The 26,370-nt window shown below is 53.8% G+C and carries 25 protein-coding genes and 1 tRNA gene; 12 read left to right on the forward strand and 14 right to left on the reverse strand.

The window, feature by feature from the left end:
• Positions 1-61: 61 nt before the first annotated feature.
• Positions 62-149, reverse strand: a tRNA-Ser gene (locus B880_RS0115810).
• Positions 150-373: 224 nt separating this feature from the next.
• Here B880_RS0115810 and yccA point away from each other — a divergent pair.
• A complete protein-coding gene (gene yccA, locus B880_RS0115815; protein WP_017348416.1) occupies positions 374-1,027 on the forward strand; it encodes an FtsH protease modulator YccA in 654 nt (217 codons plus the stop codon).
• Between the two features lie 97 nt (positions 1,028-1,124).
• Positions 1,125-1,451 carry a TusE/DsrC/DsvC family sulfur relay protein gene (locus B880_RS0115820; RefSeq protein ID WP_017348417.1) on the forward strand — a complete coding sequence of 109 codons (327 nt, stop codon included), beginning with the start codon at positions 1,125-1,127 and terminating at the stop codon, positions 1,449-1,451.
• Here the strand turns inward: B880_RS0115820 and yccX are convergent, their stop codons facing one another.
• Positions 1,452-1,730, reverse strand: coding sequence for an acylphosphatase (yccX, locus tag B880_RS0115825; RefSeq protein WP_017348418.1), 279 nt, complete (start codon positions 1,728-1,730; stop codon positions 1,452-1,454). It lies immediately after the preceding gene.
• A gap of 86 nt (positions 1,731-1,816) precedes the next feature.
• Between yccX and rlmI the strand changes: the two genes are divergently transcribed.
• The gene (rlmI, locus tag B880_RS0115830) at positions 1,817-3,007 is read left to right on the forward strand and encodes a 23S rRNA (cytosine(1962)-C(5))-methyltransferase RlmI (RefSeq protein ID WP_017348419.1); all 1,191 of its coding nucleotides are present in this window, start codon (positions 1,817-1,819) and stop codon (positions 3,005-3,007) included.
• Positions 3,008-3,067: 60 nt separating this feature from the next.
• Positions 3,068-3,385, forward strand: coding sequence for a heat shock protein HspQ (hspQ, locus tag B880_RS0115835; RefSeq protein WP_026042699.1), 318 nt, complete (start codon positions 3,068-3,070; stop codon positions 3,383-3,385).
• A gap of 31 nt (positions 3,386-3,416) precedes the next feature.
• Here hspQ and B880_RS0115840 read toward each other — a convergent pair whose 3' ends face one another.
• On the reverse strand, positions 3,417-3,836 hold the full coding sequence (locus B880_RS0115840; protein ID WP_017348421.1) for a CoA-binding protein: 420 nt from the start codon (positions 3,834-3,836) through the stop codon (positions 3,417-3,419).
• 169 nt (positions 3,837-4,005) lie between these two features.
• Between B880_RS0115840 and B880_RS0115845 the strand changes: the two genes are divergently transcribed.
• Positions 4,006-4,644, forward strand: coding sequence for a YccT family protein (locus B880_RS0115845; RefSeq protein ID WP_017348422.1), 639 nt, complete (start codon positions 4,006-4,008; stop codon positions 4,642-4,644).
• Between the two features lie 58 nt (positions 4,645-4,702).
• Positions 4,703-5,161: a methylglyoxal synthase gene (mgsA, locus tag B880_RS0115850; protein ID WP_017348423.1), complete on the forward strand. Its 459-nt coding sequence runs from the start codon at positions 4,703-4,705 to the stop codon at positions 5,159-5,161.
• A 3-nt stretch (positions 5,162-5,164) separates the two neighbouring features.
• On the opposite strand, the gene helD is transcribed toward mgsA, so the two are convergent.
• The gene (gene helD, locus B880_RS0115855; RefSeq protein WP_017348424.1) at positions 5,165-7,219 is read right to left on the reverse strand and encodes a DNA helicase IV; all 2,055 of its coding nucleotides are present in this window, start codon (positions 7,217-7,219) and stop codon (positions 5,165-5,167) included.
• A 117-nt stretch (positions 7,220-7,336) separates the two neighbouring features.
• Here helD and B880_RS0115860 point away from each other — a divergent pair, with 117 nt between their 5' ends.
• Positions 7,337-7,780 (forward strand): YccF domain-containing protein, encoded by a 444-nt coding sequence (locus B880_RS0115860; RefSeq protein WP_017348425.1) that lies wholly within the window; start codon positions 7,337-7,339, stop codon positions 7,778-7,780.
• A gap of 9 nt (positions 7,781-7,789) precedes the next feature.
• Entirely contained in the window at positions 7,790-9,958 is a 2,169-nt protein-coding gene (gene yccS / locus B880_RS0115865; RefSeq protein ID WP_017348426.1) for a YccS family putative transporter, read from the forward strand.
• Here yccS and B880_RS0115870 read toward each other — a convergent pair.
• A complete protein-coding gene (locus tag B880_RS0115870) occupies positions 9,918-10,544 on the reverse strand; it encodes a TfoX/Sxy family DNA transformation protein (RefSeq protein WP_017348427.1) in 627 nt (208 codons plus the stop codon). The genes yccS and B880_RS0115870 overlap by 41 nt on opposite strands.
• A 202-nt stretch (positions 10,545-10,746) precedes the next feature.
• Between B880_RS0115870 and sulA the strand changes: the two genes are divergently transcribed.
• Together sulA and ompA are read left to right on the forward strand one after the other, a co-directional pair.
• Positions 10,747-11,235 carry an SOS-induced cell division inhibitor SulA gene (gene sulA, locus B880_RS0115875; protein ID WP_026042700.1) on the forward strand — a complete coding sequence of 163 codons (489 nt, stop codon included), beginning with the start codon at positions 10,747-10,749 and terminating at the stop codon, positions 11,233-11,235.
• A gap of 359 nt (positions 11,236-11,594) precedes the next feature.
• The gene (gene ompA, locus B880_RS0115880; RefSeq protein WP_017348429.1) at positions 11,595-12,677 is read left to right on the forward strand and encodes a porin OmpA; all 1,083 of its coding nucleotides are present in this window, start codon (positions 11,595-11,597) and stop codon (positions 12,675-12,677) included.
• Positions 12,678-12,784: 107 nt separating this feature from the next.
• On the opposite strand, the gene matP is transcribed toward ompA, so the two are convergent.
• Positions 12,785-13,270 (reverse strand): macrodomain Ter protein MatP, encoded by a 486-nt coding sequence (gene matP / locus B880_RS0115885; RefSeq protein ID WP_017348430.1) that lies wholly within the window; start codon positions 13,268-13,270, stop codon positions 12,785-12,787.
• A gap of 95 nt (positions 13,271-13,365) precedes the next feature.
• Here matP and B880_RS0115890 point away from each other — a divergent pair, with 95 nt between their 5' ends.
• Entirely contained in the window at positions 13,366-15,186 is a 1,821-nt protein-coding gene (locus B880_RS0115890; protein WP_026042701.1) for an AAA family ATPase, read from the forward strand.
• An 87-nt stretch (positions 15,187-15,273) separates the two neighbouring features.
• Entirely contained in the window at positions 15,274-15,792 is a 519-nt protein-coding gene (gene fabA, locus B880_RS0115895; RefSeq protein ID WP_017348432.1) for a bifunctional 3-hydroxydecanoyl-ACP dehydratase/trans-2-decenoyl-ACP isomerase, read from the forward strand.
• Between the two features lie 77 nt (positions 15,793-15,869).
• Here the strand turns inward: fabA and rmf are convergent, their stop codons facing one another.
• From rmf to pyrD, 8 genes are all read right to left on the reverse strand, one after another.
• Positions 15,870-16,034 carry a ribosome modulation factor gene (gene rmf, locus B880_RS26145; protein ID WP_071524412.1) on the reverse strand — a complete coding sequence of 55 codons (165 nt, stop codon included), beginning with the start codon at positions 16,032-16,034 and terminating at the stop codon, positions 15,870-15,872.
• Between the two features lie 164 nt (positions 16,035-16,198).
• Complete coding sequence (gene pqiC / locus B880_RS0115900; RefSeq protein WP_017348433.1) at positions 16,199-16,780, reverse strand: membrane integrity-associated transporter subunit PqiC; 582 nt, start codon at positions 16,778-16,780, stop codon at positions 16,199-16,201.
• Positions 16,777-18,417, reverse strand: coding sequence for an intermembrane transport protein PqiB (gene pqiB, locus B880_RS0115905; RefSeq protein WP_017348434.1), 1,641 nt, complete (start codon positions 18,415-18,417; stop codon positions 16,777-16,779). Before pqiB ends, pqiC begins: the two co-directional genes overlap by 4 nt.
• Entirely contained in the window at positions 18,404-19,672 is a 1,269-nt protein-coding gene (gene pqiA, locus B880_RS0115910) for a membrane integrity-associated transporter subunit PqiA (protein WP_017348435.1), read from the reverse strand. The genes pqiB and pqiA overlap by 14 nt, the downstream gene beginning before the upstream one ends.
• Positions 19,673-19,686: 14 nt before the next feature.
• Positions 19,687-21,603 (reverse strand): ABC transporter ATP-binding protein, encoded by a 1,917-nt coding sequence (locus B880_RS0115915; RefSeq protein ID WP_017348436.1) that lies wholly within the window; start codon positions 21,601-21,603, stop codon positions 19,687-19,689.
• Positions 21,604-21,607: 4 nt separating this feature from the next.
• Positions 21,608-23,725 (reverse strand): bifunctional 23S rRNA (guanine(2069)-N(7))-methyltransferase RlmK/23S rRNA (guanine(2445)-N(2))-methyltransferase RlmL, encoded by a 2,118-nt coding sequence (gene rlmKL, locus B880_RS0115920; RefSeq protein ID WP_017348437.1) that lies wholly within the window; start codon positions 23,723-23,725, stop codon positions 21,608-21,610.
• 181 nt (positions 23,726-23,906) lie between these two features.
• A complete protein-coding gene (locus B880_RS0115925) occupies positions 23,907-24,449 on the reverse strand; it encodes a cell division protein ZapC (RefSeq protein WP_017348438.1) in 543 nt (180 codons plus the stop codon).
• A 153-nt stretch (positions 24,450-24,602) separates the two neighbouring features.
• Complete coding sequence (gene pyrD / locus B880_RS0115930; protein WP_017348439.1) at positions 24,603-25,613, reverse strand: quinone-dependent dihydroorotate dehydrogenase; 1,011 nt, start codon at positions 25,611-25,613, stop codon at positions 24,603-24,605.
• Between the last annotated feature and the right edge of the window lie 757 nt (positions 25,614-26,370).

Raw genomic sequence — 26,370 nt, forward strand, 5'->3', positions numbered from 1 at the left:
AGCCACTCGGCCATCCCTCCATACGCAAATTACTACGTGCGGGTACTGCTGGTAAAGATTATGGCGGAGGAGGAGAGATTCGAACTCTGGGATGGTTTCCCATCGACGGTTTTCAAGACCGTTGCCTTAAGCCACTCGGCCACCCCTCCGCAATGGGGCGCACTATAAACATCCCTCATGAGCTTGTAAAGCCTACCATTGATCGTTCGGCTGAAAAACAGTCAAATTGTGATTTTTCGCCGGGTTATTCGCCATTGCGCACAAGGATTAGGCTAAATAGCGCGTAAAGAAGGGTAAAACGGCTTTCCGAAAAAAGTGGCGCTTCGTATGCTCTGGCGATAATCCACTGTTTTGTTCGCTTAAGGAGCGCAAAATGGAAAAAATCATCACGTCATCGCGTGAATCTCTACTCAGTACGCACCGCGTATTGCGTAATACTTACTTCCTTTTGGGTATGACCCTGGCTTTTTCTGCCGTAGTGGCAACGATCAGCACCGTGATGCAATTGCCTGGCCCAGGTTTGATTCTGATGCTGGTAGGTTTCTACGGGCTGATGTTCCTGACACACCGTCTGGCAGATAAACCCAGCGGGATTATTGCCGCCTTTGCCTTTACCGGTTTCCTCGGTTACTGCCTTGGCCCAATCCTGAACAGCTATCTCTCTGCGGGCATGGGCGATGTTATCGGTCTTGCGCTCGGCGGAACCGCAGCCGTGTTCTTTGGTTGTTCGGCGTATGTGCTGACCACTCGCCGCGATATGTCATTCCTTGGCGGTATGATGATGGCAGGATTTGTGGTGCTGCTGGTGGCGGTTGTCGCTAACCTGTTCCTGCAAATTCCGGCGCTGCACCTGGCGATCAGTGCGCTGTTTATTTTGTTCTCTGCCGGTGCCATCCTGTGGGAAACCAGTAATATTATTCACGGCGGTGAGAGTAACTACATTCGCGCCACCGTCAGCCTGTATGTCTCTATCTACAACATCTTCCTGAGTCTGCTGAGCCTGCTGGGCTTCGCCCGTAACGACTAAGCCACAGTGACGATATCAGCCCCGCTCTGGCGGGGCTTTTTGTTTTCTGCTCCGGGGATTTGCTACAATGCCGCCAGTTATTGAATGAGGCGACAACGTGAATTTTGCAGGCAATGAGATTGCGGTTGATGGCGAAGGCTATCTGAAAAATCCGGCAGACTGGAGTGAAGCACTGGCTGAACATATCGCCAGCGAAGAGGGGATTGTGCTGACTGACCCGCACTGGGAAGTGGTGCGCTTCGTGCGCGAATTTTACCAAGAGTTTAATACGTCTCCGGCAGTGCGCATGCTGGTAAAAGCAATGGCAAAGAAATACGGTGAAGAGAAAGGCAACAGCCGTTATCTGTTCCGCCTGTTCCCGGAAGGCCCAGCCAAACAGGCCACCAAAATAGCTGGCCTGCCTAAACCGGCGAAATGCCTCTGATTAACCCGTAGTAAACCCGTGTGGTGGATTGTCCGTGCGGTGCGGTTGCACCAGAACACGATCAATCTCAGCACCGCGCGGGCCGCCCTCTTTCAGCCACAGGATCAGCTCCTGTACCAATTCGGCCTCACCCCATGCCAGCACTTCAACGCTGCCATCTTCTAAATTATGTGCATATCCCTGCACTCCCAAATCATTGGCCATTGCCTGCGTGCTGTACCTAAACCCCACGCCTTGCACCTTGCCATATACCCAGGCTTTAAAACAGGCGACCGCCATAGAACCCTCCAGATGCTGTTGTGCGTTGCATTTTACTCATATCCACCGGACAATGACGCCTCATTTTTTTCAGGTAAGCATAGCAAATGACCGTTCGATTGATTCTCGCTAAGGGACGTGAAAAATCCCTCCTCCGCCGCCATCCTTGGGTCTTCTCCGGTGCCGTTGCACGTATGGAGGGAAAAGCCAGCCTCGGAGAAACGGTTTCCGTCTGCGATCATAACGGTAAATGGCTCGCCCATGCAGCCTATTCTCCCCAATCGCAAATCCGTGCCCGTGTCTGGAGCTGGCAGCAGGATGAATCGATCGATATCGCGTTCTTCATTAAACGTTTTGAACAGGCACAGATCTGGCGTGACTGGCTAGCACAGCGTGATGGCCTCGACAGCTACCGTCTGATTGCCGGTGAATCTGATGGATTGCCAGGCGTGACTATCGACCGCTTCGGTAACTTCCTCGTGTTGCAGCTGCTCTCAGCGGGCGCAGAATACCAACGTCCGGCGATCCTCACCGCGTTGCAACACTGTTTCCCATCTTGCGCCATCTACGACCGCTCTGATGTGGCGGTGCGCAAAAAAGAGGGACTGGAACTCACCCAAGGCCCAGTGACTGGCGAACTGCCACCGGCCTTATTGCCTATCACTGAGCATGGCATGAAATTGCTGGTTGATATTCAGGGTGGCCATAAAACCGGCTACTACCTCGACCAGCGTGACAGCCGTTTCGCCACCCGTCGTTACGCGCAAGACGCTCGTGTCCTGAACTGCTTCTCCTACACCGGTGGTTTTGCGGTGTCCGCGCTGATGGGCGGCTGTCGTGAAGTGACCAGCGTAGATACTTCGCAAGATGCGTTGGATGTTGCGCGTCAAAACGTCGAGCTAAACGGTTTGGATGTCTCACGCGCCCACTTCGTGCGTGATGATGTATTTAAACTGCTGCGTCGTTACCGTGACAGTGGTGAGAAGTTTGACCTGATCATCATGGACCCGCCTAAGTTTGTTGAAAATAAAAACCAGCTGGCAGGCGCTTGCCGTGGTTACAAAGATATCAACATGTTAGCGATTCAGTTGCTCAATCCTGGCGGCATTCTGTTGACCTTCTCCTGTTCAGGCCTGATGGCGACCGATCTGTTCCAGAAGATCGTGGCCGATGCCGCCGTTGATGCTGGCCGTGACGTGCAGTTTATTGAACAATTCCGCCAGGCCGCCGATCACCCGGTTATCGCCACCTATCCTGAAGGGTTGTACCTGAAAGGTTTTGCTTGCCGCGTAATGTGACTTGAAAAAATCTCTCCAGCCTCCATATTGAGGAGTAAGTGCTTTGATATGGAGGTTTTTATGATTGCGACAAAATTTGGCATTGGTCAGCAAGTCCGCCATCGCCTCTCTGGCGTGTTAGGCGTGGTGGTCGACGTTGACGCAGAATACTCCCTCGATACACCCGATATCGACGAAGTTGACGAGAGTGAAACGCTGCGCACCGCACCCTGGTACCACGTTGTGATGGAAGATGAAGAAGGAGAACGGGTTCATACCTATGTCTCTGAGATCCAACTGGCGGGTGAAACGTCTTATGAACATCCCGATCAACCAATGATGGATGAACTGGCTGCTTCTATCCGCCAACAGCTTCAGGCTCCACGTCTGCGCCATTAATCGCTGGCGGCACCTGCGCCGCCAGTGCTTTCTAGCGTTTCATCGGGATCGCCAAACGTGGAATATCAATCTTCGGGCAGTGATCCATAACTACCGTTAATCCCGCCTCTTCTGCCAACGCCGCCGCCTGCTCATTGATGATCCCCAACTGCAACCACAGCGTATCTGCACCGATCGCGATCGCTTCCTGAGCCACACCATACGCGGCCTCTGCATTGCGAAACACATCAACCATGTCGACATGCCCAGGAATATCCGCCAGTGCGGCATAGGCCTGCTGCCCCAGTAGCGTTTTCCCCGCCAGTTTCGGACTGACTGGCACCACGTCGTAGCCGTGGCTGAGCAAAAACTTCATCACACCATAGGCGGGCCGCTCTTCACGGTCTGTTGCCCCCACCAGCGCAATACGCTGCGTGCGACGTAAAACATCGCTAATCACCCGATCGTTCATGGTTCTCTCCCTTACTGTTCGTTAAACCAGTGCGTTCACCGAGAATATCCTGACAAAAACTTGTGGGATTATTTTGCGTCAGCTCGCGAATAAATATGTTAAAATGTAAATATACTGCCATAATGTAAGAATTTGCTACACTCTACCTCTTTACTCTCCAGGAGCACACATGAAGCTGTCTATGGCTGTCTCTGGCCTGCTGTTGCTGCTGGTTACTACCGCTTGCCCGGCGCTAACTCTCCATCTCGATCCACAGATCGACTTGCTGGCGCTGGATGGCCGCAAAATCTCCGGCTCGCTGCTGAAAGGCGCATCGTCACTGGAGCTGGAACGTGGTGCACATCAGTTTCTGTTCCGAGTTGATCTGCCCGTTGAAAATACGCCGCTAAGCCGCCATCAGTTTCATTCGCAGCCGATGATTGTCAGCTTTAATGCAGAAGTGAAATCGGTCACCATCCGTTTGCCTGAGCTAAACAGCCGCCAACAGCGCATCCTGTTCGATCATAGTCTGAATTTCACCCTGGTGGATGAGCAAGGACGTGAAATTATCAGCAAACGAGACCGCTTGCCGGCCGGGGCTGAAAGCGACCTTGAGCAAGCCATGCTTAACTACAATCGCACCCATCAGGTGGCGTCCGTACCGCAGTTTGCGACACAAAATACCGCCAAACTTTCACCCGTTGCCGATGCCGAATTTGCCTGGGTCGATGATGAAAGCTTCTCGCCACTGGGCCGCTGGTTTCAGCGTTTCGATCAGTTGACGCGCCAGCAGATCAGCGCACTGATGAAAATCTTAAGTACAAGTTGATAGTGATGAAAAGCCAGAGGTAGACTGACCCCCTACCTCTTACCTTTCAGGAACCCAGATGGAACAGACCGTTCGTAAGCTTGGCGAGAAAAAACATATTGCCCTCGTGGCCCACGATCACTGCAAAGATACGTTGCTGACGTGGACAAAAACCAATCAACCCTTGCTGCAATCCCACGTCCTGTATGCTACCGGCACCACAGGCAGCCTGATTAATCGCCATACCGGCCTTGAAGTCAACGCCATGCTCAGCGGCCCAATGGGCGGCGACCAGCAGGTGGGTGCACTGATCGCCGAAGGCAAAATCGATGTGCTGATCTTCTTCTGGGATCCCCTCAATGCCGTTCCGCACGATCCCGATGTTAAAGCGCTCCTGCGTCTTGCCACGCTGTGGAATATCCCGGTAGCCAATAACCGCGCCAGCGCTGACTTTATCATTCAGTCGCCGCAGTTCAGCCAGGCCACGGAGATCGCCATCCCGGATTACCAGCGTTATCTCGACCAGCGCCTGAAATAAACCTCAGGCCTTGCGTGCTACGGGCACGCCCAGACGCTGAAACTGTTCGACAAATACCGATGGGCGTTCACGGTCGAACAGTAGCCACAGCTGCTGGCGTGCTCGCGTTAAAGCCACATAGGCGAGACGACGCTCCTCTGCATCGGGAAAATCTTCCGTCTCCGGCAACAGACCCTGTTCGATGATCGATTCACGCGCCATAGCCGGGAACCCATCATGTCCGGCATGCAGCCCCAACACGATGACATAGTCCGCTTCCTGGCCCTTACTGCCATGCATAGTCATGAAATTAAGCTGTAGCTTTGGCCAACGCGTCTTCGCTTTCTCCAGCACTTCCGGTTGCAAATGGTGATAGCGTGCCAGTAGCAGCACACTCTCCTCCGGCTTAACGAATCCGCTGAGCTTGTTCAGCAACGGCTCCAGTTGCTCCTGCGGTAGCAGCATGACCGACTTTTTATTGCCGCGTGTCAGGCTATTCAGGGCTTTGGGCAGTTGTTGTGGGTTTTGCTGAATAAAGCGATTCGCAATCTCACCAATACGATCGTTAAAGCGATACGTGGTATCCAGAATGCAGCGATCGCCCTCGCCAAAGTAGTGATGAAACGCCGTAGTCAGCGACAACTCAGCGCCACTGAAGCGGTAAATAGCCTGCCAGTCATCGCCCACGGCAAACAGGGTGGTCTGGCTGTTCTGCTTGCGCAAGGCGCTCAGCAGTGCCGCCCGCTGCGGTGAAATGTCCTGAAACTCATCCACCAGAATATGTTTCCACGGGCTGATGAAACGACCTTTTTCCAGCACGGCAATCGCCTGGTGAATCAGCCCGGAAAAATCGATCGCTCCCTCTTCCTTTAGCGCCGTTTTCCACGCCTTTACCAGTGGAGCCATCAGTTTGACTCGCTTGCTAAAGCTCTCCCGGATGGCTTCAGGAACCTCTGCAATCATCGCGGCCTGAGCACCACCGTGCATCCTAATCAAACTTAGCCAGCGTTCAAAACGCGTAACCAGTCGCTGGGCCAGCGCGTTGTCTTGCCAGAAAGCCCCCTCGGGCAGCTCCCATTGCAGCTCATCTCGTAACCACTGTCGCCAGCCGTTGGCCTGCGCCTTTTTCTCACTACACTGTTTACGCCACTCGTCTATCAACAGCTTGCGTCGCGCCTGGGTATCGCTCTCTAACTTGCTGACGTTCGGCTGCTTGCTGCTGCCTTCACGGATAATATGCAGCGCGAGGGCATGAAAAGTGCGGGCCTGAATCGCCTTCGTCTCCAACCGGCCCTCGACTCTTTCATTCATCTCATCCGCCGCTTTCCGGCCAAAGGCCAGCAACAGAATCTGTTCCGGTTTTGCCAGCTGGCGTTGCAGCAACCAGCCTGCCCGTGCCACCAGGACTGACGTTTTTCCACTGCCCGCTCCGGCCAGCACCAGCACCGCATCCTCACCGTTGACGACCGCTTCGCTTTGCGACGGATTAAGCGGGGAACGTTCTACATGGGCAAAAAAGTCCTGATAACGGGTGAGTATCTGCTGCGTCCAGGCCTGATTACGCTGACGCAGCGCCGTTTTTCCGCCATTCAGCCACTGCTGACAGAATTGCCACAGCTCGCGGCAGTTTTCAAAGCGCGCCAGGCGAGCAACGGGAAGAGGGAGTGCGGCAAACTGCTGTTGCACCGTGGTCGCAAGGCCATTCAGCTCACTGCGTTTAACCCAGCGATCCTGCTCCAACAAGGCCAGGATACGCTGCTGTAATTCTTGTAACACCGTGGCGCACACGTCGCTCATTTCGGTGCTCCAGCCGTTCCAGGCTTGCTGCAAATAGTGATGAAAACGCTGCGTCTCCTGCCACTCTGTGCCATGCAGACGCACCACTTTTTCATCCAGTAGCTGGAATTCAAGTTCGCCCCACACCATGCCACGCTTGCAGGTGATATCGAGCAGCTGATTGAAAGGGATCAAATATTCGTGCTTATCACCGCTGACTTCCACTCCGGCCGACAGCAGGCGAACCCGGTTGTAGGGATGTTGAGCAAGTCGTTTGCCCAGAGATGTTGCTTTAAGTTCCACGCTCACTCCATCGAACCAAATGAAGATTCCGCTATCTTACCTGTGTCAGTGTTGACGCTCCAGCCATAAAACAGGCTAAACTGGGGACATCTTGCGGATTGTAAAAGGAAAATCGCTATGCGCGCTGTGTTAAATATTCTCAATTTCGTGCTGGGCGGCTTTTTTACCACCCTCGCCTGGCTGTTTGCCACGCTGGTCAGTATTGTGCTGATTTTTACCCTGCCGCTGACCCGCTCCTGCTGGGAAATCACCAAGCTTTCGCTGCTGCCGTTTGGCAATGAAGCGGTACATGTGGATGTGATCAACCCTGCTGGTAAAAATGAACTGATGAACAGTGGCGGCACCCTGCTCAATATCCTGTGGTTCATCTTCTTTGGCTGGTGGCTGTGCCTGTCGCATATCTCCATTGGTATCGCGCAGTGCATCACCATTATTGGTATTCCTGTCGGCATCGCCAATTTTAAAATTGCCGTGATTGCGCTGTGGCCCGTCGGCCGCCGGGTTGTTTCTGTTGAAGAAGCACAGGCAGCGCGTGAAGCCAATGCCCGTAGCCGTTACTAAGGGATCACTGTGAAACTCCTTACGCTCCAGGGCTGGCAGCGCTATCTCTACAACAGCAGCTTGCGCTATATGCTGCGTATTCTCTTCGCCATGACGGGCTGTGCAGCCGTGCCGTGGATGCTAGAGCAGATCGACTGGACCATCCCCCTGACATTAGGCGTGGTTGCGGCAGCGTTGGCCGATCTCGACGACCGCTGGACCGGCCGACTGAAAAATCTGCTCATTACGCTGCTGTGCTTCTGTATTGCCTCTGTTTCGGTGGAACTGTTGTTTCCCACCCCTTGGCTCTTTTTACCCGGACTGGCACTCTCAACCTGGGGCTTCATTCTGCTGGGCGCCCTGGGGCAGCGTTACGCCACCATAGCCTTCGGCGCATTGCTGATTGCCGTTTACACCATGCTGGGTATTGGTCTGTTCCCTGAATGGTATATGCAGCCGGTCCTGTTGCTGCTTGGCGCGCTCTGGTACAACCTGCTGACGCTGATCGGGCATTTTATGTTCCCGGTGCGCCCGGTTCAGGAACAGCTCGCGGAGAGTTTTGCTGCGCTGGCACGCTATCTGGATGCTAAAGCAGAGATGTTTGATCCTGATGCCGGTGCCGAAGACAGCCAGGGCCTGATTGCGGTAGCGATGGCTAACAGCCAACTGGTCAGCCAGCTTAATCTGACCAAAACGGCGCTGCTCAGCCGTTTGCGTGGCGACCGGGGTTCACGTGGCTCGCGGCGCAGCCTGCATTATTACTTCGTCGCGCAGGACATCCACGAACGCGCCAGCTCCTCGCACGTGCAATATCACCAACTTCGCGATGACTGGCGTTACAACGAGATCCTGTTTCGTTTTCAACGCTTGTTGCATCGTCAGGGGCACTCATGCCGTCAGTTGTCACAGGCGATTTTATTAGGCGAGGCCTGGCAGCATAACAGCCAGTATGAGCGTGCCTTTGATAAGCTGCAGCACAGTCTGGAGCGGCTACAGCAGGAGATGCCAGGGGAGCAACGTATTGACGCGCTGTTCTGGCTACTGCGTAATTTACGCGCAATCGACGCCCAGCTGGCTTCGATTGAATCTGAACAAAACCTTAACTTACCCACCGCAGATAACCGCCTGTCACGCGAGGAGCTGGATGGCTGGAGCGACATTCGCCTGCGACTCAGCCGCCACCTCAGCCCGCAGTCACCGCTGTTTCGTCACGCCGTGCGCATGTCGGTTGTTCTGTGCGTCGGCTATGCCTTTATTCAGATCACAGGCTTAGAGCGCGGCTACTGGATCTTACTGACCAGCCTGTTTGTCTGCCAGCCCAACTATAATGCGACCCGTCGTCGGCTGGCGTTACGTATTGGCGGCACCCTCGCAGGGATTGTGATTGGCCTGCCAGTCTTATGGCTGGTGCCCTCCATCGAAGGTCAGTTGATTTTAATTGTGCTGAGTGGCGTGCTGTTTTTTGCTTTCCGCCAGATCCAGTACGCGCAGGCCACGCTGTTCATCACGCTTTTGGTGTTGCTGTGCTTTAACCTGCTGGGTGAAGGTTTCGAAGTGGCCCTGCCGCGCATTAACGATACGCTGCTAGGCTGCGCGCTTGCCTGGCTGGCGGTGGCCTTTATCTGGCCCGACTGGCGTTTCCGTCAGTTGCCAGAGGTGACCGATCGCAGCCTGAACGCTAACTGCCGCTATCTGGACGCCATTCTTGAACAGTATCATCAGGGCAAAGATAACCGCCTCGCGTACCGGATAGCCCGGCGTGATGCGCATAATGCCGATGCCGAGCTGGCTTCGGTGGTTTCCAGCATGAGCGTGGAAAAGCACCACTCTGCCCGGCTGCGGGAAAGTGCGTTTCAGCTACTCTGTCTGAATCACTCTTTCCTGAGTTATATCTCCGCACTGGGTGCGCACCGTGAGCAGTTGACCGATCCGGCACTCTTGAGCCTGCTGGATGAAACGGTCTGCTATGTCGAAGATGTGTTGCAACGCGCCGTGGTGAGCATTGAACAGGCCCGGGAGATGCAGCTGTCCCTGAGTCAACGTATTGCCCAGGCAGGACGCAGTGAGGAATCTCGCGCACCGCTAGTGCTGCAACAGCTGGCCCTGTTAGCCGCACTGCTGCCAGAAATTGCCCTGTTGCGCCGCCGCCTGGATAACGTTAAGCCCGAGGATAGTCACGCTCTTGCTGCTGGTGAATGATATTCTGATACCAGAGTTTTAACTCCGCCCTGACCGGTTCTGGCAGGGCGGCTTGATGATGACCTGAAATCGCCCCTTCCAGCGCCAGCAGGGTTTTTAGCCCCAGATGTTGGTTTAACGATTTTAATCTTAGCCAGCTGTTCTTCGCACCGCAGGCATACAGGTTATCTACGGAACAGATACCGACTTTGTACAGCATCATCTCCATCCGCACTCCGAGATTGGGCAGATCTTTCAGCCTGGGCGCGCTGGGTGTATGTTGCTCCTCACGGGCCGCCATTAGCGCGGCTTCGGACAGGGCTTCTAACGTTGCCGTTTCCTGCCACAACTGCTCATCCACCCGAAAATAGCCGAGGCTTACCGGCACGCCGCGCTTACTGAATATCAGCGGTTGAAGCGGACGTTCAGCGCTGTATTCTTTCAGCGCTTCACTGGCCCGGAGGTAGAGTTGTTCATCACTTACCAGGGCAAACACCACCTTTTCAACGGCTAAAGCGTAACCACCGAACTGGGTACGAGACTGAACTTCACCTAAGCAAGATAAACGTTCTTTGGACAAATCGATCATTTGACGGGACTTTTTCATTGCCCACTCTCCTTGTGAAAAATATTTCTAACCTACTGTGAAATAAGGAGTTTATACGATATGAAAAAAGCCATGCGGGCAGCAACTGCTAACTGATGAGACGTGCAGAATTTGAGAGCCGTTTTCAGAAATTAAGGTTGATCTTTGTCCAGGAAGCAATTACTGTATATCCATACAGGCCCACTACTGAGTGATGACATTTATGCGTACACAACATATCACCGCCTCTGGTTTTCGCACCCACTTCAGCTCCACATCAGCCCCGCAATCTGGCGGTGGCATTACCGAATTAAGGTGCAGTGAACAGCTCGGAATGTTGCAAATGTTGTTACTGCCACTGTTACAGCAGCTCAGCCAACAATCTCGCTGGCAGCTTTGGCTAACCCCCGCGCATAAACTGAACCGCGCGTGGTTACAGCAGTCGGGTTTGCCGCTGGAAAAAAGCATGCATATCGCAGATTCGGATCGCTACAATGCCGTTGAAGCGATGATAAAAGCACTAAAAACAGGCAACTATAGTGTTGTGGTTGCGTGGGTGCCTTATGATTTGAATGAGCAAGAGCGTCAGGCGCTGGAAAAAGCAGCAGCGGAAGGCGAAGCGATGGGGCTAATTTTGCGTGCCAGCGAACCCCAGGACGCCCTGCAACGACCAAAAAATGGTCTAAAGATTCAGTCAGATTTGTTTCATTGAGTAAAAATAAGAGTTTTCTCAGCGATTATCATGACCTGCTCGTCGCTAAGCCACTGATTCTTTTACTTCGAGCAATCACAATAGCTTAGCGACTTTTTAGCCCTCTGTTCCACATTAGTTATTACCGTGTAATTATTAGTATTTATGTATAAAACCCTGTTTTTTTTCTGTATAGCCCCTCAGCACACTTGTAAGTTTCCAATCTCGTTGTAGACTTTACCTCGCTAGGGTGCTCAAAAACTTCCGGAACTTCCGCTTCCCGGTAGAGTCAAAAGCGAGCTTCAGGACCCGGCAAAGGAATAACACAAAGAGCAACATATTTTGCTCATTGCCTATTTGGATGATAACGAGGCGCAAAAATGAAAAAGACAGCTATCGCAATTGCAGTGGCACTGGCTGGCTTCGCTACCGTAGCGCAGGCCGCTCCGAAAGATGACACCTGGTACACCGGTGCTAAACTGGGCTGGTCTCAGTACCACGATACCGGAAACTACGGTAACGGTTACCTAAACAACAACGGTCCAACTCACGAAAGCCAACTGGGCGCAGGTGCATTCCTGGGCTATCAGGCGAACCCATACCTGGGCTTCGAGCTGGGCTATGACTGGCTGGGCCGTATGCCTTACAAAGGCACTGTTGACGCGACTCACGGCAACGGCGCATTCAAAGCACAAGGCGTACAGCTGACTGCTAAACTGAGCTACCCAATCACTGACGATCTGGACGTGTACACCCGTCTGGGCGGCATGGTATGGCGTGCAGACGGTACTCAGAATAACGGTACCTATGGCCGCTTCAAAGACCACGACTCTGGCGTATCTCCGCTGGCAGCCGTTGGTGTTGAATATGCTCTGACCAAAAACTGGGCAACCCGTCTGGATTACCAGTGGGTTAACAACATCGGTGATGCGCAGACTGTTGGCGCACGTCCAGACAACGCCACTCTGAGCGTTGGCCTGTCTTACCGTTTCGGTCAGGATGAAGATGCAGCACCAGTTGTTGCACCAGCACCTGCTCCAGCACCAGTTGTTGAAACCAAGCGTTTCACACTGAAGTCTGACGTTCTGTTCAACTTCAACAAATCAACTCTGAAACCAGAAGGCCGCCAGGCACTGGATCAGCTGTACTCTCAGCTGAGCAACCTGGATCCGAAAGATGGTTCTGTTGTGGTTCTGGGCTTCACCGACCGTATCGGTTCTGACCAGTACAACCAGAAGCTGTCTGAGCAGCGCGCACAGTCTGTTGTAGATTACCTGGTATCTAAAGGTATCCCTTCTAACAAGATCTCTGCACGTGGCCAGGGTAAATCTAACCCAGTTACTGGTAGCACCTGTAACACCGTGAAGGCGCGTAAAGCCCTGATCGACTGCCTGGCACCAGATCGTCGCGTTGAAATCGACGTGCGTGGTGTTAAAGACGTGGTAACTCAGCCTCAGGCTTAAGTTAACCATAAGAAAAACCCCGCTCAGGCGGGGTTTTTTGTGGCTGTTATTCAGCATTCATCGACATACTCCGGTAAAAAAGCCATTGCCGTGCTTCCCCGGATTGCCTAACTCTCTCCACTGCCAGAACTACTCTCGCTGTCACTGCCGCCAAGAATGGCCTGAAGATCTTGTTTCAGGCTCGACATTTGTGTCGCGTATTTCTCTTTGCGTTCAGCGTCTTCGATGAGCTGCACAATGGTTTCTGAGAGCGTCAAATCACGACGTTGAGCCAAAGCGGCCAGCCGTTGCCAGACCAGATACTCAAGGTCGATCGATTTCTTACGCGTGTGCTGATGTTCCGCATTGAAATGGCGCTTCCGCCGGGCGCGAATGGTCTGTTTGAGGCGATTATCCAGATCGGGATGAATATGTTGTTCAATCCACTCCGCAACCTCAACCGGACGATTCTCCAGCGTCAGTAGTGCTTCCACCGCCGCCTGGGCAGCGCTGAGTTCCAGATAACGTGTAATCAGCTCACCCTCCCGGTGTTTTTTCACCAGGTATTTCCATTTCCATCCACTTTCAAGATTTTCGAGTTGCTGGTATTTCATCGGAATCTCATCGTGATCGCGTAACGATTTAAGAATAACAGCTTTTTTCCTGGATGCAGTAAGTAAAAACGTCCAGAGTCGCTCACCGCTTAACAATCAACTCCGCAGTGCTTAACCGCAGCGATTACGCTATAATCGCGCCTTTGTTTAATCGGACCAAAGCGAATATTTTGACCAGTACTCAACTTCCGTGGCAAGCCCTGCAGCCAGATAGCCAACGCTATCAATCCGTTTTTTCGCAACTTGCTAATAACGAGTGCGACGACGTACTGGCTGAAGTTCAGCCGCGACTCCTGAGTGCGCTGGATATGCTGCAGCAACAGCAAGGCAGCTTCCCACTGCTACTGATCCGTAGCCAGGAAAACCAGGAATACATGGCGCAAATCAGCGCCGCAGCCGAGCGTTATACGCCGCCTGCCGAAACCCTGTTTGGTGGCGATTACCTGATTAAAGAAAACCGCATCACCCTGCTTCCCGCCACTGATGCCTCAGCACCGTTTACCGCCCAGGGTGGCGTGCACTATGCCGAATGGTTCGAGCCTGAGCAGCTGTTTGGCTGCCTGCGTCAATACCGCGATACGCTGACCCTTGAACCTGGCCTGCTGCATCAGGCTAACGGTGGTACCTTAATTCTTTCAGTACGCACATTACTGAGCCAGCCTTTGATGTGGATGCGCCTGAAAACCGCCATTCTGCAGCAGCAGCTTGCCTGGACATCACAAGATGAACGCCAGCCGCTGCCGGTACACATTCCGCCAATGCCGTTAGATTTACGCCTGATTCTGTGCGGCGAGCGCGATGCATTGGCCGAGTTCCAGGAGATGGAACCGGAGTACCACGAGCTGGCTATCTACAGCGAATTCGAAGAAAACCTCCAGATTCTCGATGAAGAAGAGATGACTGCCTGGTGTCACTGGATTCGCACACTGGCAGCAGAAGCGGGATTACCTGAACCACAAACCGATTTCTGGCCGCTGTTAATCAATGAAGGCGTTCGTTATACCGGTGAGCAGGATACCTTGCCGCTGTGCCCACGTTGGTTACTGCGCCAACTCCGTGAGACAGCCTCAGGTTCTGAGGTTATCGATCGGGCCAGCTATCAGGATGCACTCGACGCCCGAAGCTGGCGTGAAGGTTATCTGGCTGAACGGATGCGCGATGAAATCCTGCAAGAGCAGATCCGCATTGAAACCGATGGCGAAGTGGTTGGTCAGATCAATGGCTTGTCTGTGATTGAGTTTCCTGGCCATCCGCGAGCCTGGGGCGATCCCTCGCGTATTACCTGTGTGGTGCATCCAGGCGATGGCGAGTTTATGGATATCGAACGTAAGGCCGAGCTGGGTGGCAACATTCACGCCAAAGGCATGATGATTATGCAGGCCTACCTGACCGCTGAGCTGGAGCTGGATCAGCAGCTCCCCTTCTCTGCCTCGGTGGTGTTTGAGCAATCTTACTCCGAAGTAGATGGCGACAGCGCTTCACTGGCTGAGCTGTGTGTGATGATCAGCGCCCTGGCTGAGCAGCCAATTAATCAACAGATTGCCGTGACAGGTTCTGTCGATCAGTTCGGCAACGTCCAACCTGTGGGCGGGTTGAATGAGAAGATTGAAGGCTTCTTCGACGTCTGCCAGCAACGTGAACTGACGGGCAAACAAGGTGTGATTATTCCTGCCAGCAACCAACGTCATCTCAGCTTACACAGTGAAGTGGTGGCTGCGGTTGAACGTGGCGAGTTCCATATCTGGGCGATTGACCAGATTGATGAGGCGTTACCGCTGCTTTGCGGCATGGCATGGCGCAGTGAAAATGAGCAAGACGATTGCCTGTTACATAAGATTCAGGAACGTATTGCCTTGTTCAATCAGCCAGAGCCTCGTGAGCGCCCTCTGTTGCTGCGCTGGCTGAACTGGTTTTAACTGGTTTAACCACCACTGATTTATTTGCCCGGCTTATATCTCTAAGATACTATTTGAGCTTCATTAAAATAAGGTTATACAAAAAATATGGTTGATAAACGCGAGTCCTATACCAAGGAAGACCTGATTGCTTCTGGCCGTGGTGAACTGTTTGGCGAGAACGGTCCACCGTTGCCGTCAGGCAATATGCTGATGATGGACCGTGTGGTCAAAATGACCGAAGACGGTGGTAATTTTGATAAAGGATTTGTAGAAGCAGAACTGGATATTCATCCGGACCTGTGGTTCTTTGGTTGTCACTTCACCGGTGACCCGGTGATGCCTGGCTGTCTGGGCCTGGATGCGATGTGGCAGCTGGTTGGCTTCTACCTGGGCTGGTTAGGTGCGGAAGGTAAAGGCCGTGCACTGGGCGTAGGCGAAGTTAAATTCACCGGCCAGGTTCTGCCAGTGGCGAAGAAAGTCACTTACAAAATTCACTTCAAGCGCGTGATTAACCGTAAACTGGTGATGGGCGTTGCAGACGGTGAAGTATTTGTTGATGGCAACCTGATCTACAGCGCCAGCGACCTGAAAGTCGGTCTGTTCAAAGATACCACCGTATTCTGATACACCAGCATCTCTGAATTACGCATAAAAAAACCTCCGCTGCAAAGCGGAGGTTGTTTCCTTTTAGTGACAGCCGGTTATGCAACCGCCCTGTCCTCCATGGCTTGTCGCCAACCTCCCAGCCAGTGAGACCGAGCGTCCAGGGTTTGATAAGGACAAAGCTCTTTTGAGCGTCCCGTAATACCTGCCTGATAACCCCGTGATTGGGCGCGTTCTAAACGATCTCGTTTCTGTCTCTTCATACCTCGTTTCCCTCATTCAGGTCTGGTGGAATCTGGTGGAAAGATAGGAGTGGCGTTTTTTCGTTCGCCACTCCCCTGTTCTACCGTCATGAGATGAAAAGATCAATGCAAAATCTTCATATCAACGTCATAAACTGGACGCTAAAATGCAGCATTTCGCAATATCAGCGAGTTAGCCCCCCGCTGGATGCCTGACTATTTTGAGCGATTTGCTGTGCGACCTGTTGCCAGCCCTGTGCCAGGGTTTTCACCAGTGAATCGTAGCCATCTTGCTGTTGCGGCAGCGCCAGATTAAATTCACGGCGTGTGATCTGCCCCTGATGCTGCAGCACCCATGCCCCGCTCACGATCACCCGGCCATCATAACGGCCGTGGAAACCACTGACCGAAACATCCAGCGTATCATGCGTATCTCCCAGCGGCGTTGCCGAGACTAACCGGCCAGGCATCGCCCGGCTGAGGTTGCTAACCAGCGTTTGCTTGAGTTGCTGATCCAGCGGGCTTCCCCAGAGATTGCTGGTGGCAATCACATACTTCACCTCACTGGTCTGGTAAACCAGCCCATTGCCCACCAGATAATCCGGCACGCTGACCTGCTCGACCCAAATTGCGGGTTGCGTGCTGTCAGCCGTGGTGGTTACCGCTGAGACAGTGCTGTCCGTTGGCAGTTGATAGTAGGTGGTTGTCGGGGTGCTACTGCACCCCACCATCAGCAGCACAGCGGCCGCAAAAAGACTTTTTCTCACGGTTTTACTCCCTTCGGCTGCGGATCTTTACCGGGTTTGGCTTCAAAGACCAAAGCATTGCTCTTGGTGTTGAGGGTTTGCAGGACAGGTTGCAGTTCGCGCATGACCTGATCAAGACGCTGCATATCGCCCACCAGGCGGTTATAAGCCGGTGAACCAGGTTGCAGCCCCTTCATGGTACGGTTCAGCTCACGCAGCGTTTGCTGTGTTTCTGCTGGCAACGTTTTCATCGCTGGGCTAGCGGTAATTTTGTTCAGATTATCCACTGTGGTTTGCAGTTCACGCAGCGTTTGCTGGCCCTGTTTCAGCGTTCCGGTTGCTTGTGAAACCATGTCGTTCAACGGCAGGGAGTTAATCTTATCCAGCGCCGCCACCAGTTTTTGCTGAATCTGGCTCAGTCCACCACTCACCGTCGGGATAACTTCATAGCCCACAACTTTAGCCGGACCACGATAAGGTGCCGCGTTGTCGTAGAAGTCGAGGTCGATATACAGCGATCCAGACAGCAGGTTGCCGGTTTTAAGCGAAGCGCGCAGCCCCTGCTTCATACCGTCATGGAGATGCTGCTCAAGATCAAAGTTACCCAGTCGCTTAATAAAGCGATCCGGCTCGATGCGAATCAACACCGGAATACGGTAGTCATTATTCAGCGCCTGCATGATGTTGTTGTTCATGTAAGGCACTTCAGAGACCGTCCCGACGCGAATACCGCGGAATTCGACCGGTGCACCCTGTTGCAGACCGCGAATCGAATCGGTAAAGAAGGTCAGGAAGTCGATATGGTTGGTATACAGCGAATCCTGGATACTGCGCTGGCTGTCAAACAGATGGTAGTCAGCCTGGTTTTCCGCCACCTGACCCAACTCCCAGCCATCTGGCACATCAAAGCTCACACCGCCACTGAACAGCGTCGTCAGCGATCCCATCTCCACGCGCAGGCCCGCCGAGGACATATCCACCGCGATACCGCTGTCCTTCCAGAAACGCACATTGGTAGTGACCAGACGATCATAAGGTGCCGCAATAAACAACTGATAGGTCATCATGCGCTTTTCGGTATCAAACGCGCTGGTTTCAACCGAGCCGACGCGGTATCCCCGGAACAACACGGGATCGCCTGGATTAAGCTGGCCCGCTTTGTTGCTGTCAAGCACCACGCGAATGCCTTTCGCATCCGGTGGCGCTAACGGTGGCGCGTCCAGTAGCTGATAGTGCTCTGGCTCATCGCCTTTATTGCCCGGCTGCAACTCAATATAGGCACCCGACAACAGCGTATTCAGGCCGGTCACGCCTTCGCGACCAATTTGGGGTTTCACCACCCAGAAGACGCTGTCGCCGTGCAGCAGTTTTTCCATGCCTGAATTAAGCCGGGCTTTGATTTCAACATGATGCAGGTCGTCGGTCAGCACTGCGCTTTCCACCACACCCACATCCACGCTACGGCTTTTAATGGTGGTTTTCCCGGCTTCGATACCTTCAGCATTTTCGGTGATTAAAGTGACTTCCGGCCCTAAATGGCTAAAGTGCCAGTAAAGGATCCAGCCACCAATCAGCAACGTCACGATCGGTACGATCCATACCGGGGACCAGCGTTTGATCTGCTCGACCCTGGCGAGGCCATGATTATTGTCCGTCAAGCCGAGGCTCCTTTGTTTGAGGCTCTTGTAAACGATCCCAGCACAGGCGGGGATCGAAGGTAATAGCGGCAATCATCGTGATGATGACCACCAGGGCAAACAGCAGTGCCCCAAGCGCGGGCGATACGCTCATCAGCCGCCCCATCCGCACCAGCGCGGAGAGAACAGCAATAACAAATACATCGATCATTGACCAGCGGCCAACAAACTCCACCACTTCATAAATGCGGTGCATTTTTTCCCGGTCAGGCTGCCCGCGTCCGCTGGCTCCCCAACACAGCCAGCCCATCGCCAACATTTTCAGCGACGGTACCATGATGCTGGCAATAAAAATCACCAGCGCGACCGGGTACGATCCATCACTCCACAGCAAAATAACCCCTGCCATGATATTCGATGGATAAGACGTACCAAGGGTTTCCGTCACCATGATCGGCAACAGATTCGCAGGAATATAGAGCATCACAGCGGTACACAGCAGCGCCAGCGTCCACTGCAAACTATGGCGTCGCCGTGGGTGAGCACGCACGCCGCAACGTGGGCAGTCGAGTTGATCGGCGGGTAACACAGCCGTGCAGCATGGGCAGGAACGTAATCCCTGGCTCAGGCCGCTGATCCCTTTTTGCGGGGTAAACGGCAGCGCAGGCAGCGGTGAAATTTGCTGCCACACCCAACGTTTATCCACACACTGGAAGGCACGTAGTTGCAATAAGCAGAAGAGACACCACGGCCAGAAGCTGATTTCGAGGCCAATCTGCCCGTAGGCCATGAGTTTTACAAAGCTGACAAGGATGCCAACCATGAAGATTTCAGCCATTCCCCAACTGCGCAGGTCAAACAGGACGCGCGCCAGCCCGACCCGCAGCCGATGCGGCATACGCACACGGTTAACCAGCAACAGAATGGTAATCATGCAGAACGCCGGAACGCCCTGGACAAACAGCAGGAAGAGTGTTGCCAGACTGCTGTAGTTGTCCGACACCATGACCTGGGGGATTTGTGGCAAGGAAATGCCGCTGCTGAGGCCAGCGACATTCATCGTGATAAACGGAAACAAGTTCGCCAGCACCAACATAAACAGCGCCGCCAGAGCGTATCCGCTCGGGCGACGACGAGGCTCATGCCAGTGAGTCTGAAGCGTTGTGTGGCAGCGCGGGCATGAAGCCTTGCTGCCAACAGGAACAGGCGGCAGTTGTACCGTTAAATCACACTGCGGGCAGAGTTTCCACCCTTGCGGTTTTTCTGCGCTACACATTCCTTTATCCCTTGTTATGCGCCGCCGTTTTTCAGCGCCTCCAGCTCTTCCCAACGCAGGAATGCTGTTTCCAGCTCCTGTTCAGTCTGAGCCAGTTCATCCAGCACCGGCTGCGTTTTGTCATGCGGCTGGCTAAAGAAGTCAGGATGACTCATTTTAGCCTGCAATTCACCTACTCGCGCTTCCAGCGTCTCTAACTTTTGCGGCAGCTGTTCCAGCTCACGCGCCAAATTAAAGCTCAGTTTCCCCGCCGGACGCTTGGCACTTTCGGTTTTTTCTACCGGTTTTGCGGCCGTTGGCGCTTTGCTCACCGGAGCCGATTTTTTCTGCTTATAGGCGGCACGCTGTTGCTGTGCATCGTGGTAACCACCCACAAAGGCCCCAATCTCACCGTCGCCTTCGAAGATCCAGCACTCAGTCACGGTGTTATCGACGAACTGACGGTCGTGGCTTACCAGCATGACCGTGCCCTGATAGCCGTCAACCAGCTCTTCCAGCAGCTCCAGCGTTTCAACGTCGAGGTCGTTGGTCGGTTCATCGAGAATCAGCAGGTTGCTAGGCTTAAGGAACAGGCGCGCCAGCAGCAGGCGGTTACGCTCTCCACCGGAAAGCGCACGCACTGGGGTCATCGCGCGTTTTGGATGGAACAGGAAGTCTTGCAGATAACCGAGCACGTGGCGCGGCTTGCCGTTGACCATGACTTCCTGCTTACCTTCTGCCAGGTTGTCCATCACGGTGCGATCCGGGTCCAGTTCAGCACGGTGCTGGTCAAAATAGGCGATTTCCAGCTTGGTACCGCAGTGAACGCGACCGCTGTCAGCTTTTAGCTGATCCAGCATCAGGCGCAGCAACGTGGTTTTACCGCAGCCGTTCGGCCCGATAAGCGCGATTTTGTCGCCACGCTGTACCTGGCTGGAGAAGTTGTTCACCAGGGTTTTGCCATCTACCGCATAGTTGACGTTTTCCAGCTCAAAGACGATTTTACCGGAACGTGACGCTTCACCCACCTGCATGTTGGCTTTGCCCATCACTTCACGACGTTCTGAACGCTCACGACGCAGGGCTTTCAGTGCGCGTACGCGCCCTTCGTTACGGGTACGACGCGCTTTAATACCCTGACGGATCCACACTTCTTCCTGCGCCAGCTTGCGGTCAAACTCTGCGTTTTGCATCTCTTCAACGCGCAGGGCTTCCTCTTTCGCCAGCAGATATTGGTCGTAGTCACCCGGCCATGACACCAGCTTACCGCGATCCAGGTCGACGATACGCGTCGCCATATTGCGGATAAACGAACGGTCGTGCGAGATAAACACGATGCTGCCGGTAAAGGTTTTGAGGAAGGTTTCGAGCCAGTCGATGGTTTCGATATCGAGGTGGTTGGTCGGTTCATCCAGCATTAACACGCGGGGGTTACTGACCAGCGCACGGCCCAGTGCCGCTTTACGCAGCCAGCCGCCCGAAAGCGAAGAGAGCTCGGTATCAGCTTCCAGGCCAATCTGCTGTAAGACGTCGTTAATGCGGCTGTCTAACTGCCACAGGTTTTGGTGGTCCAGAATCGTTTGCAGACGCCCCATTTCGTTGAGGTTTTTTTCACTCGGATCTTCCATCACCAGATGGGAGATCGCGTGGTAAGCCTTGAGGTGCTCAGCCTGTTCAGCCACACCTTCCGCCACGAAGTCATACACCGAACCGGTGATATTACGCGGTGGGTCCTGTTGCAGGCGAGCAACCACCAGGTCCTGTTCATAAATAATACGGCCATCATCCAACCCCTGCTCGCGGTTGATGATTTTCATCAGGGTTGATTTCCCCGCGCCGTTACGGCCGACCAGACAAACCCGCTCATTTTCTTCGATGTGGAGTTCGGTGTTGTCCAGCAATGGCGCATCGCTGAAAGAGAGATAAGCGCCGTGAATACTGATTAAAGACATCTGATTATTCCTTCCCGGCGTGGGTGACCAGCCAGCAGTTATGAATATGACGGTTACGGGCAAAGTCCTGCGACTGGGTTTTCTGCGTGATTTCCTGCGCTTTTAAGCCCAGGGCCGCGATCCCTTCGAGATCCATTTTGAAGCCACGTTTGTTATTGGAGAACATGATGGTGCCGCCCTGACGCAGCAGGCGTTTCAGGTTGCGCATCAGCATCATGTGATCGCGCTGCACATCAAAGCTCTCTTCCATACGTTTGGAGTTGGAGAATGTCGGCGGATCGATGAAGATCAGGTCGAACTGCTCATCACTTTCCTGCAACCAGCTCAGGCAGTCGGCGTGCATCAGGCGATGCTGACGGCCGCTCAGACCATTGAGGCGCATGTTGCGTTCTGCCCACTCCAGATAAGTGCGCGACATATCGACGGTAGTGGTCGAACGCGCACCGCCCAGACCCGCGTGCACGCTGGCGCTGCCGGTGTAGGAGAACAGGTTGAGGAAGTCTTTGCCTTCGCTCATTTTGCCCAACATTTTGCGGGCGATACGGTGGTCGAGGAACAGGCCGGTATCGAGGTAATCGGTGAGGTTTACCCACAGACGCGCGTTGTACTCCTGCACTTCGAAGTAGTCACCTTTTTCCGCCAGTTTTTGATACTGGTTGGTGCCTTTTTGACGTTCGCGCGTTTTCAATACCAGGCGGTTCGCCGGGATTTCCAGCACGCTGAGCGTGGCACCAATCACATCAAACAGGCGCTGACGTGCTTTAGTGGCATCGACCGTTTTCGGCGGCGCGTACTCTTGTACCACCACCCAGTCAGCGTAGCGATCGACCGCCACGTTGTATTCCGGCAGGTCGGCATCATACAGGCGATAACATTCGATCCCTTCCTGACGCGCCCACTTCTCCAGCTTTTTGATGTTTTTACGCAGGCGGTTGGCAAAGTCTTCGCCAATTTGTGCGCCACCCGCGTTGGTGTTAACGGAGAGCTGATAGTTTTTCTGTACGCACTCCAGCGGGCCATTTTTGGCTTTAAACTGGCGATCGGCACGCAGTTGCAGGCAGCTCAGCAGTTCCGGCGATCCGCTGAAGATGGAGAGGTTCCAGCCACCAAAATGCTGTTTGAGGATGCGACCAAACTGGCTGTGCAACGCGATCAGTGCCGGTTCGCTCTCCAGACGCTCACCGTAAGGTGGGTTGGTCAGTACTGTACCGGTGGTTTCGGTTTCTGCCAGCGGATTCTTCAGCTTGAGCAGGTCTTGCTGCGCAAAGGTGAAGAGTTCGGCCACGCCTGCACGGCGGGCATTGGCGCGTGCCCATTCCAGCACGCGGTTATCCTGGTCATAACCAAAGAAGCGCGCGGTGGTGGCGGCAGTGCCCGCTTTGGCACGTTGCAGTGCTTCCTGACGGACTTCGCGCCACAGCGCATCCTGGTGTTTTTTCCAACCGGTGAAGCCCCAGCGGCTGCGCAGCAGGCCCGGAGCACGATCGCACGCGATCAACGCAGCTTCGATCAACAGCGTACCGGAACCACACATGGGGTCGAGCAGTGGGCTGTTTTTTTCCCAGCCAGAACGCATCACGATGGCCGCAGCCAGCGTCTCTTTCAGCGGCGCTGCGCCGGTTTGCTGGCGATAGCCGCGCTGGTGCAGCGAGTCACCGCTTAAATCAAGGGCAATGCTGGCACGATCTTTATTCAGCCAGACGTTGATGCGAATATCCGGCAGTTCACGATCAACGTTCGGGCGTTCCAGATTTTTACGGGTGAAGCTGTCAACGATGGCATCTTTTACCTTCAACGCACCGAACTGGCTGTTGCGGATCTCATCGTTGGTGCCGCTGAAGTGGACAGCAAAGGTGGTGTTGCTGTCAAAGAGCTCGGTCCAGGGAACAGATTGTGCGCCAACGTACAGATCAAGGTCGCTGTAGACGCCAAATTCTCCCAGTGGCAGCAAAATACGTGAAGCAATGCGGCTCCACAGCAGGCTTTGGTACATAACACGGTCATCGGCACTGAAGTGCACGCCGCCCTGCACTACCTGCAAATCCTGCGCACCCAGTGCGTCCAGCTCACTTTTTAACAGCTCTTCGAGCCCACGCCCCGTACTGGCAAACAGAGAATTCATATCGTCACTTTTACTCTTAAGAAAATTGCTGCGCATTATAGCGGATCAGCGCCCGGAGTCATAAGGATATACCCACACAAGCGGATGTCGTATGCAGAGACACGGGAGGCTGCGCCTTAAGGGGCAGACAGAGGGATTAACAGAGACGCCATCGCGCAGGCGAATGGCGTTAGAATCAGGCTCAGACAGCCTGAGCGTAGCGGGCTGATTTCGCCTGGTAGTTCAGTTGCAGGCGGTCGTTCATTACTTTTATCGCATCACCCAGTACCATATTTTTTCCCGCCAGGGTGAGTGCCGGTTGGGCCAGCAGGCAGAGTGTTGCGGCATCGCTGCATTCAATCGCCAGCAGGCGCGCCTTTTCGCCACTTTCCGCCACGGTGACTTCCAGCATTGATCCTACCGTGGGTTGCCACTGGTAGTGATGTGCGGTGAAGTGCCAGCTTTTTGGCATCAGAGGTTTGAGGAAACGATTTGCCACCAGCGCATTAAGCACCAGTTCCGCCCGGTGAGCCGGAGCCAGTTCATGCTGACGGCAGTGTTCATCAAAGGTGTAATAGAGTGCGGCATCATCAACGGTGAAGCCAGAGTGCGAGAACGCATCCGGGGTTAACATTTTTCCGGCAAAGCGGGAGCGAAAAAGCATACCATCCGCCAGATCAAGCATCATCCGGTCATGTTCGGCGTCAAAATACCAGCGCCAGTTGTCGTCAGGTTTGATTTTCATAATGTGCCCTGTAAAAAAACACCGCTGCGTCGATTACCTTTACGCCACGGAGAGAATGCATTCAGGATTGCTGAAAAAAGCTCCAGCAGAAAAAAATATAAACGAGCCAGAGGCAGAAATAAAGCCCCTGGCACGGAATCAGTGAGAAATGACTTAGAGATGGGTCACGATATCTTTAATCAAACCCGGCCCTTTATAAATAAATCCGGAATAGACCTGGACCAGTGAAGCACCGGCTGCCATTTTTTCCCGCGCAGAAACCAGGGAATCAATTCCGCCGACGCCAATTATTGGCAGTTGGCCATTGAGTTCTTGTGCCAGTCTTTTTATCACAGCAGTGCTGCGAGATTGCACAGGTCGTCCACTGAGACCACCGGCCTCATCACAGTGACGTAGCCCTTGCACCAGTTGCCTGTCGAGCGTGGTGTTGGTGGCAATCACGCCATCGATTTTGTGTCTTACCAGACTGTCGGCTATTTGCACCAGTTCGTCTTCATCTAAATCAGGTGCAATTTTGACAGCAACAGGAACATATTTCAGGTGGCGCTGTTGCAGTTCATTTTGATGTTGTTTGATCGACGCCAGCAGATCATCCAGCGCTTCGCCGTATTGCAGGGTGCGTAATCCTGGCGTGTTAGGCGAAGAGATATTGATGGCAATATAGCTCGCGTGCGCGTAGACCTTGTCCATACAAATGAGGTAATCGTCTTTACCTTGCTCAACCGGCGTGTCTTTATTTTTGCCGATATTGATCCCGAGTATTCCGTCGAAGCGTGCTTTTTTAACGTTTTCGACCAGTTGATCAACACCGTGGTTATTAAAGCCCATGCGGTTAATTATCCCTTCCGCTTCCACCAGGCGGAACAAGCGTGGCTTGTCATTTCCGGCCTGCGGACGAGGGGTGACGGTGCCGACTTCAACGAAGCCAAAGCCCATCGCATTGAAGGCGTCAATGCATTCGCCATTTTTATCCAGGCCTGCTGCAAGACCAAGGGCATTTTTGAATGTCAGTCCCATGCAGGTGACCGGGCGTGAAGGTAGCTGTTGGCGGATCAGGCTTTCCAGCGGGGTGCCGCTAATGAAGCGCATCTGCTGAAAGGTCAGTTCGTGGGCACGCTCAGGATCGAGCTTAAACAGCGCCGGTCGGATGATAGGATAAAACATGCACTCTCCTGCAAAGCGGAAGCAAAGGGTTCGTCGGGTGCACGGAAAATTGTGCGCCAGAATGGTAAAGGTGTCTGACGCAAAAGTAAATTACTGGGTGCTGGGTATGGGGGTTGAGGTCAAAACACTCGTCTGTGAAACCGAGATGCCTCGGCCAGCCAGGAGCGGGGTCAAAACACTCGTCTGTGCAACCGAGATACCTCGGCCTGTCAGGGGAATCGGGCTGCGACGTGGCTCGCTCCGATCCCCCTGCCCTCCGAAATCCATACAGTTGTTTTGCCTGAAAAATATTGCCTGCAATCCTGTGCCAAAAGCAAAAAACCGCACGGACTGCTGACAGCCGCACTGCTGCCGTTGGGAAGATGATGGGGGGTATGACAGCAAATGCCTCTGGCACATGGATGTGCCAGCGGATCGTAGGGATACGGATTCCTTTGCAGTCATACCCCCCATTGTCTGACCTTCCACCCGCGTCCGCAGCGGCTTATCAACACTCAGCAATAAAGGTCAAAACACTCGCCTGTGAAACCGAGATGCCCCGGCCTGTCAGGGCAATCGGGCTGCGACGTGGCTCGCTCCGATTACCCTGCCCTCCGAAATCCATACGACTCTGTTGCCTGAAAGTGGAGCTGTCTGTCATTCCTGCGGCCGATGCAACAAACCGCACGGACTGCTGACAGCCGCACTGCTGCTTCTGGGAAGATGATGGGGGGTATGACAGCAAATGCTTCTGGCACATGGATGTGCCAGCGGATCG

The sequence above is a fragment of the Pantoea sp. A4 genome, assembly GCF_000295955.2.
In the GTDB taxonomy this organism is placed as follows: domain Bacteria; phylum Pseudomonadota; class Gammaproteobacteria; order Enterobacterales; family Enterobacteriaceae; genus Pantoea; species Pantoea multigeneris.

Bases quoted from the DNA above. Each gene is read 5' to 3' on its own strand.
- B880_RS0115845 (WP_017348422.1), top strand. From the start codon at position 4,006: ATGAAGCTGTCTATGGCTGTCTCTGGCCTGCTGTTGCTGCTGGTTACT.
- B880_RS0115915 (WP_017348436.1), bottom strand. From the start codon at position 21,603: ATGTCTTTAATCAGTATTCACGGCGCTTATCTCTCTTTCAGCGATGCG.
- rlmI (WP_017348419.1), top strand. From the start codon at position 1,817: ATGACCGTTCGATTGATTCTCGCTAAGGGACGTGAAAAATCCCTCCTC.
- matP (WP_017348430.1), bottom strand. From the start codon at position 13,270: ATGAAATACCAGCAACTCGAAAATCTTGAAAGTGGATGGAAATGGAAA.
- yccX (WP_017348418.1), bottom strand. From the start codon at position 1,730: ATGGCGGTCGCCTGTTTTAAAGCCTGGGTATATGGCAAGGTGCAAGGC.
- B880_RS0115840 (WP_017348421.1), bottom strand. From the start codon at position 3,836: ATGAACGATCGGGTGATTAGCGATGTTTTACGTCGCACGCAGCGTATT.
- fabA (WP_017348432.1), top strand. From the start codon at position 15,274: ATGGTTGATAAACGCGAGTCCTATACCAAGGAAGACCTGATTGCTTCT.
- ompA (WP_017348429.1), top strand. From the start codon at position 11,595: ATGAAAAAGACAGCTATCGCAATTGCAGTGGCACTGGCTGGCTTCGCT.
- pyrD (WP_017348439.1), bottom strand. From the start codon at position 25,613: ATGTTTTATCCTATCATCCGACCGGCGCTGTTTAAGCTCGATCCTGAG.
- sulA (WP_026042700.1), top strand. From the start codon at position 10,747: ATGCGTACACAACATATCACCGCCTCTGGTTTTCGCACCCACTTCAGC.
- rmf (WP_071524412.1), bottom strand. From the start codon at position 16,034: ATGAAGAGACAGAAACGAGATCGTTTAGAACGCGCCCAATCACGGGGT.
- mgsA (WP_017348423.1), top strand. From the start codon at position 4,703: ATGGAACAGACCGTTCGTAAGCTTGGCGAGAAAAAACATATTGCCCTC.
- yccA (WP_017348416.1), top strand. From the start codon at position 374: ATGGAAAAAATCATCACGTCATCGCGTGAATCTCTACTCAGTACGCAC.
- rlmKL (WP_017348437.1), bottom strand. From the start codon at position 23,725: ATGAATTCTCTGTTTGCCAGTACGGGGCGTGGGCTCGAAGAGCTGTTA.
- B880_RS0115870 (WP_017348427.1), bottom strand. From the start codon at position 10,544: ATGAAAAAGTCCCGTCAAATGATCGATTTGTCCAAAGAACGTTTATCT.
- B880_RS0115860 (WP_017348425.1), top strand. From the start codon at position 7,337: ATGCGCGCTGTGTTAAATATTCTCAATTTCGTGCTGGGCGGCTTTTTT.
- B880_RS0115925 (WP_017348438.1), bottom strand. From the start codon at position 24,449: ATGAAAATCAAACCTGACGACAACTGGCGCTGGTATTTTGACGCCGAA.
- pqiA (WP_017348435.1), bottom strand. From the start codon at position 19,672: ATGTGTAGCGCAGAAAAACCGCAAGGGTGGAAACTCTGCCCGCAGTGT.
- hspQ (WP_026042699.1), top strand. From the start codon at position 3,068: ATGATTGCGACAAAATTTGGCATTGGTCAGCAAGTCCGCCATCGCCTC.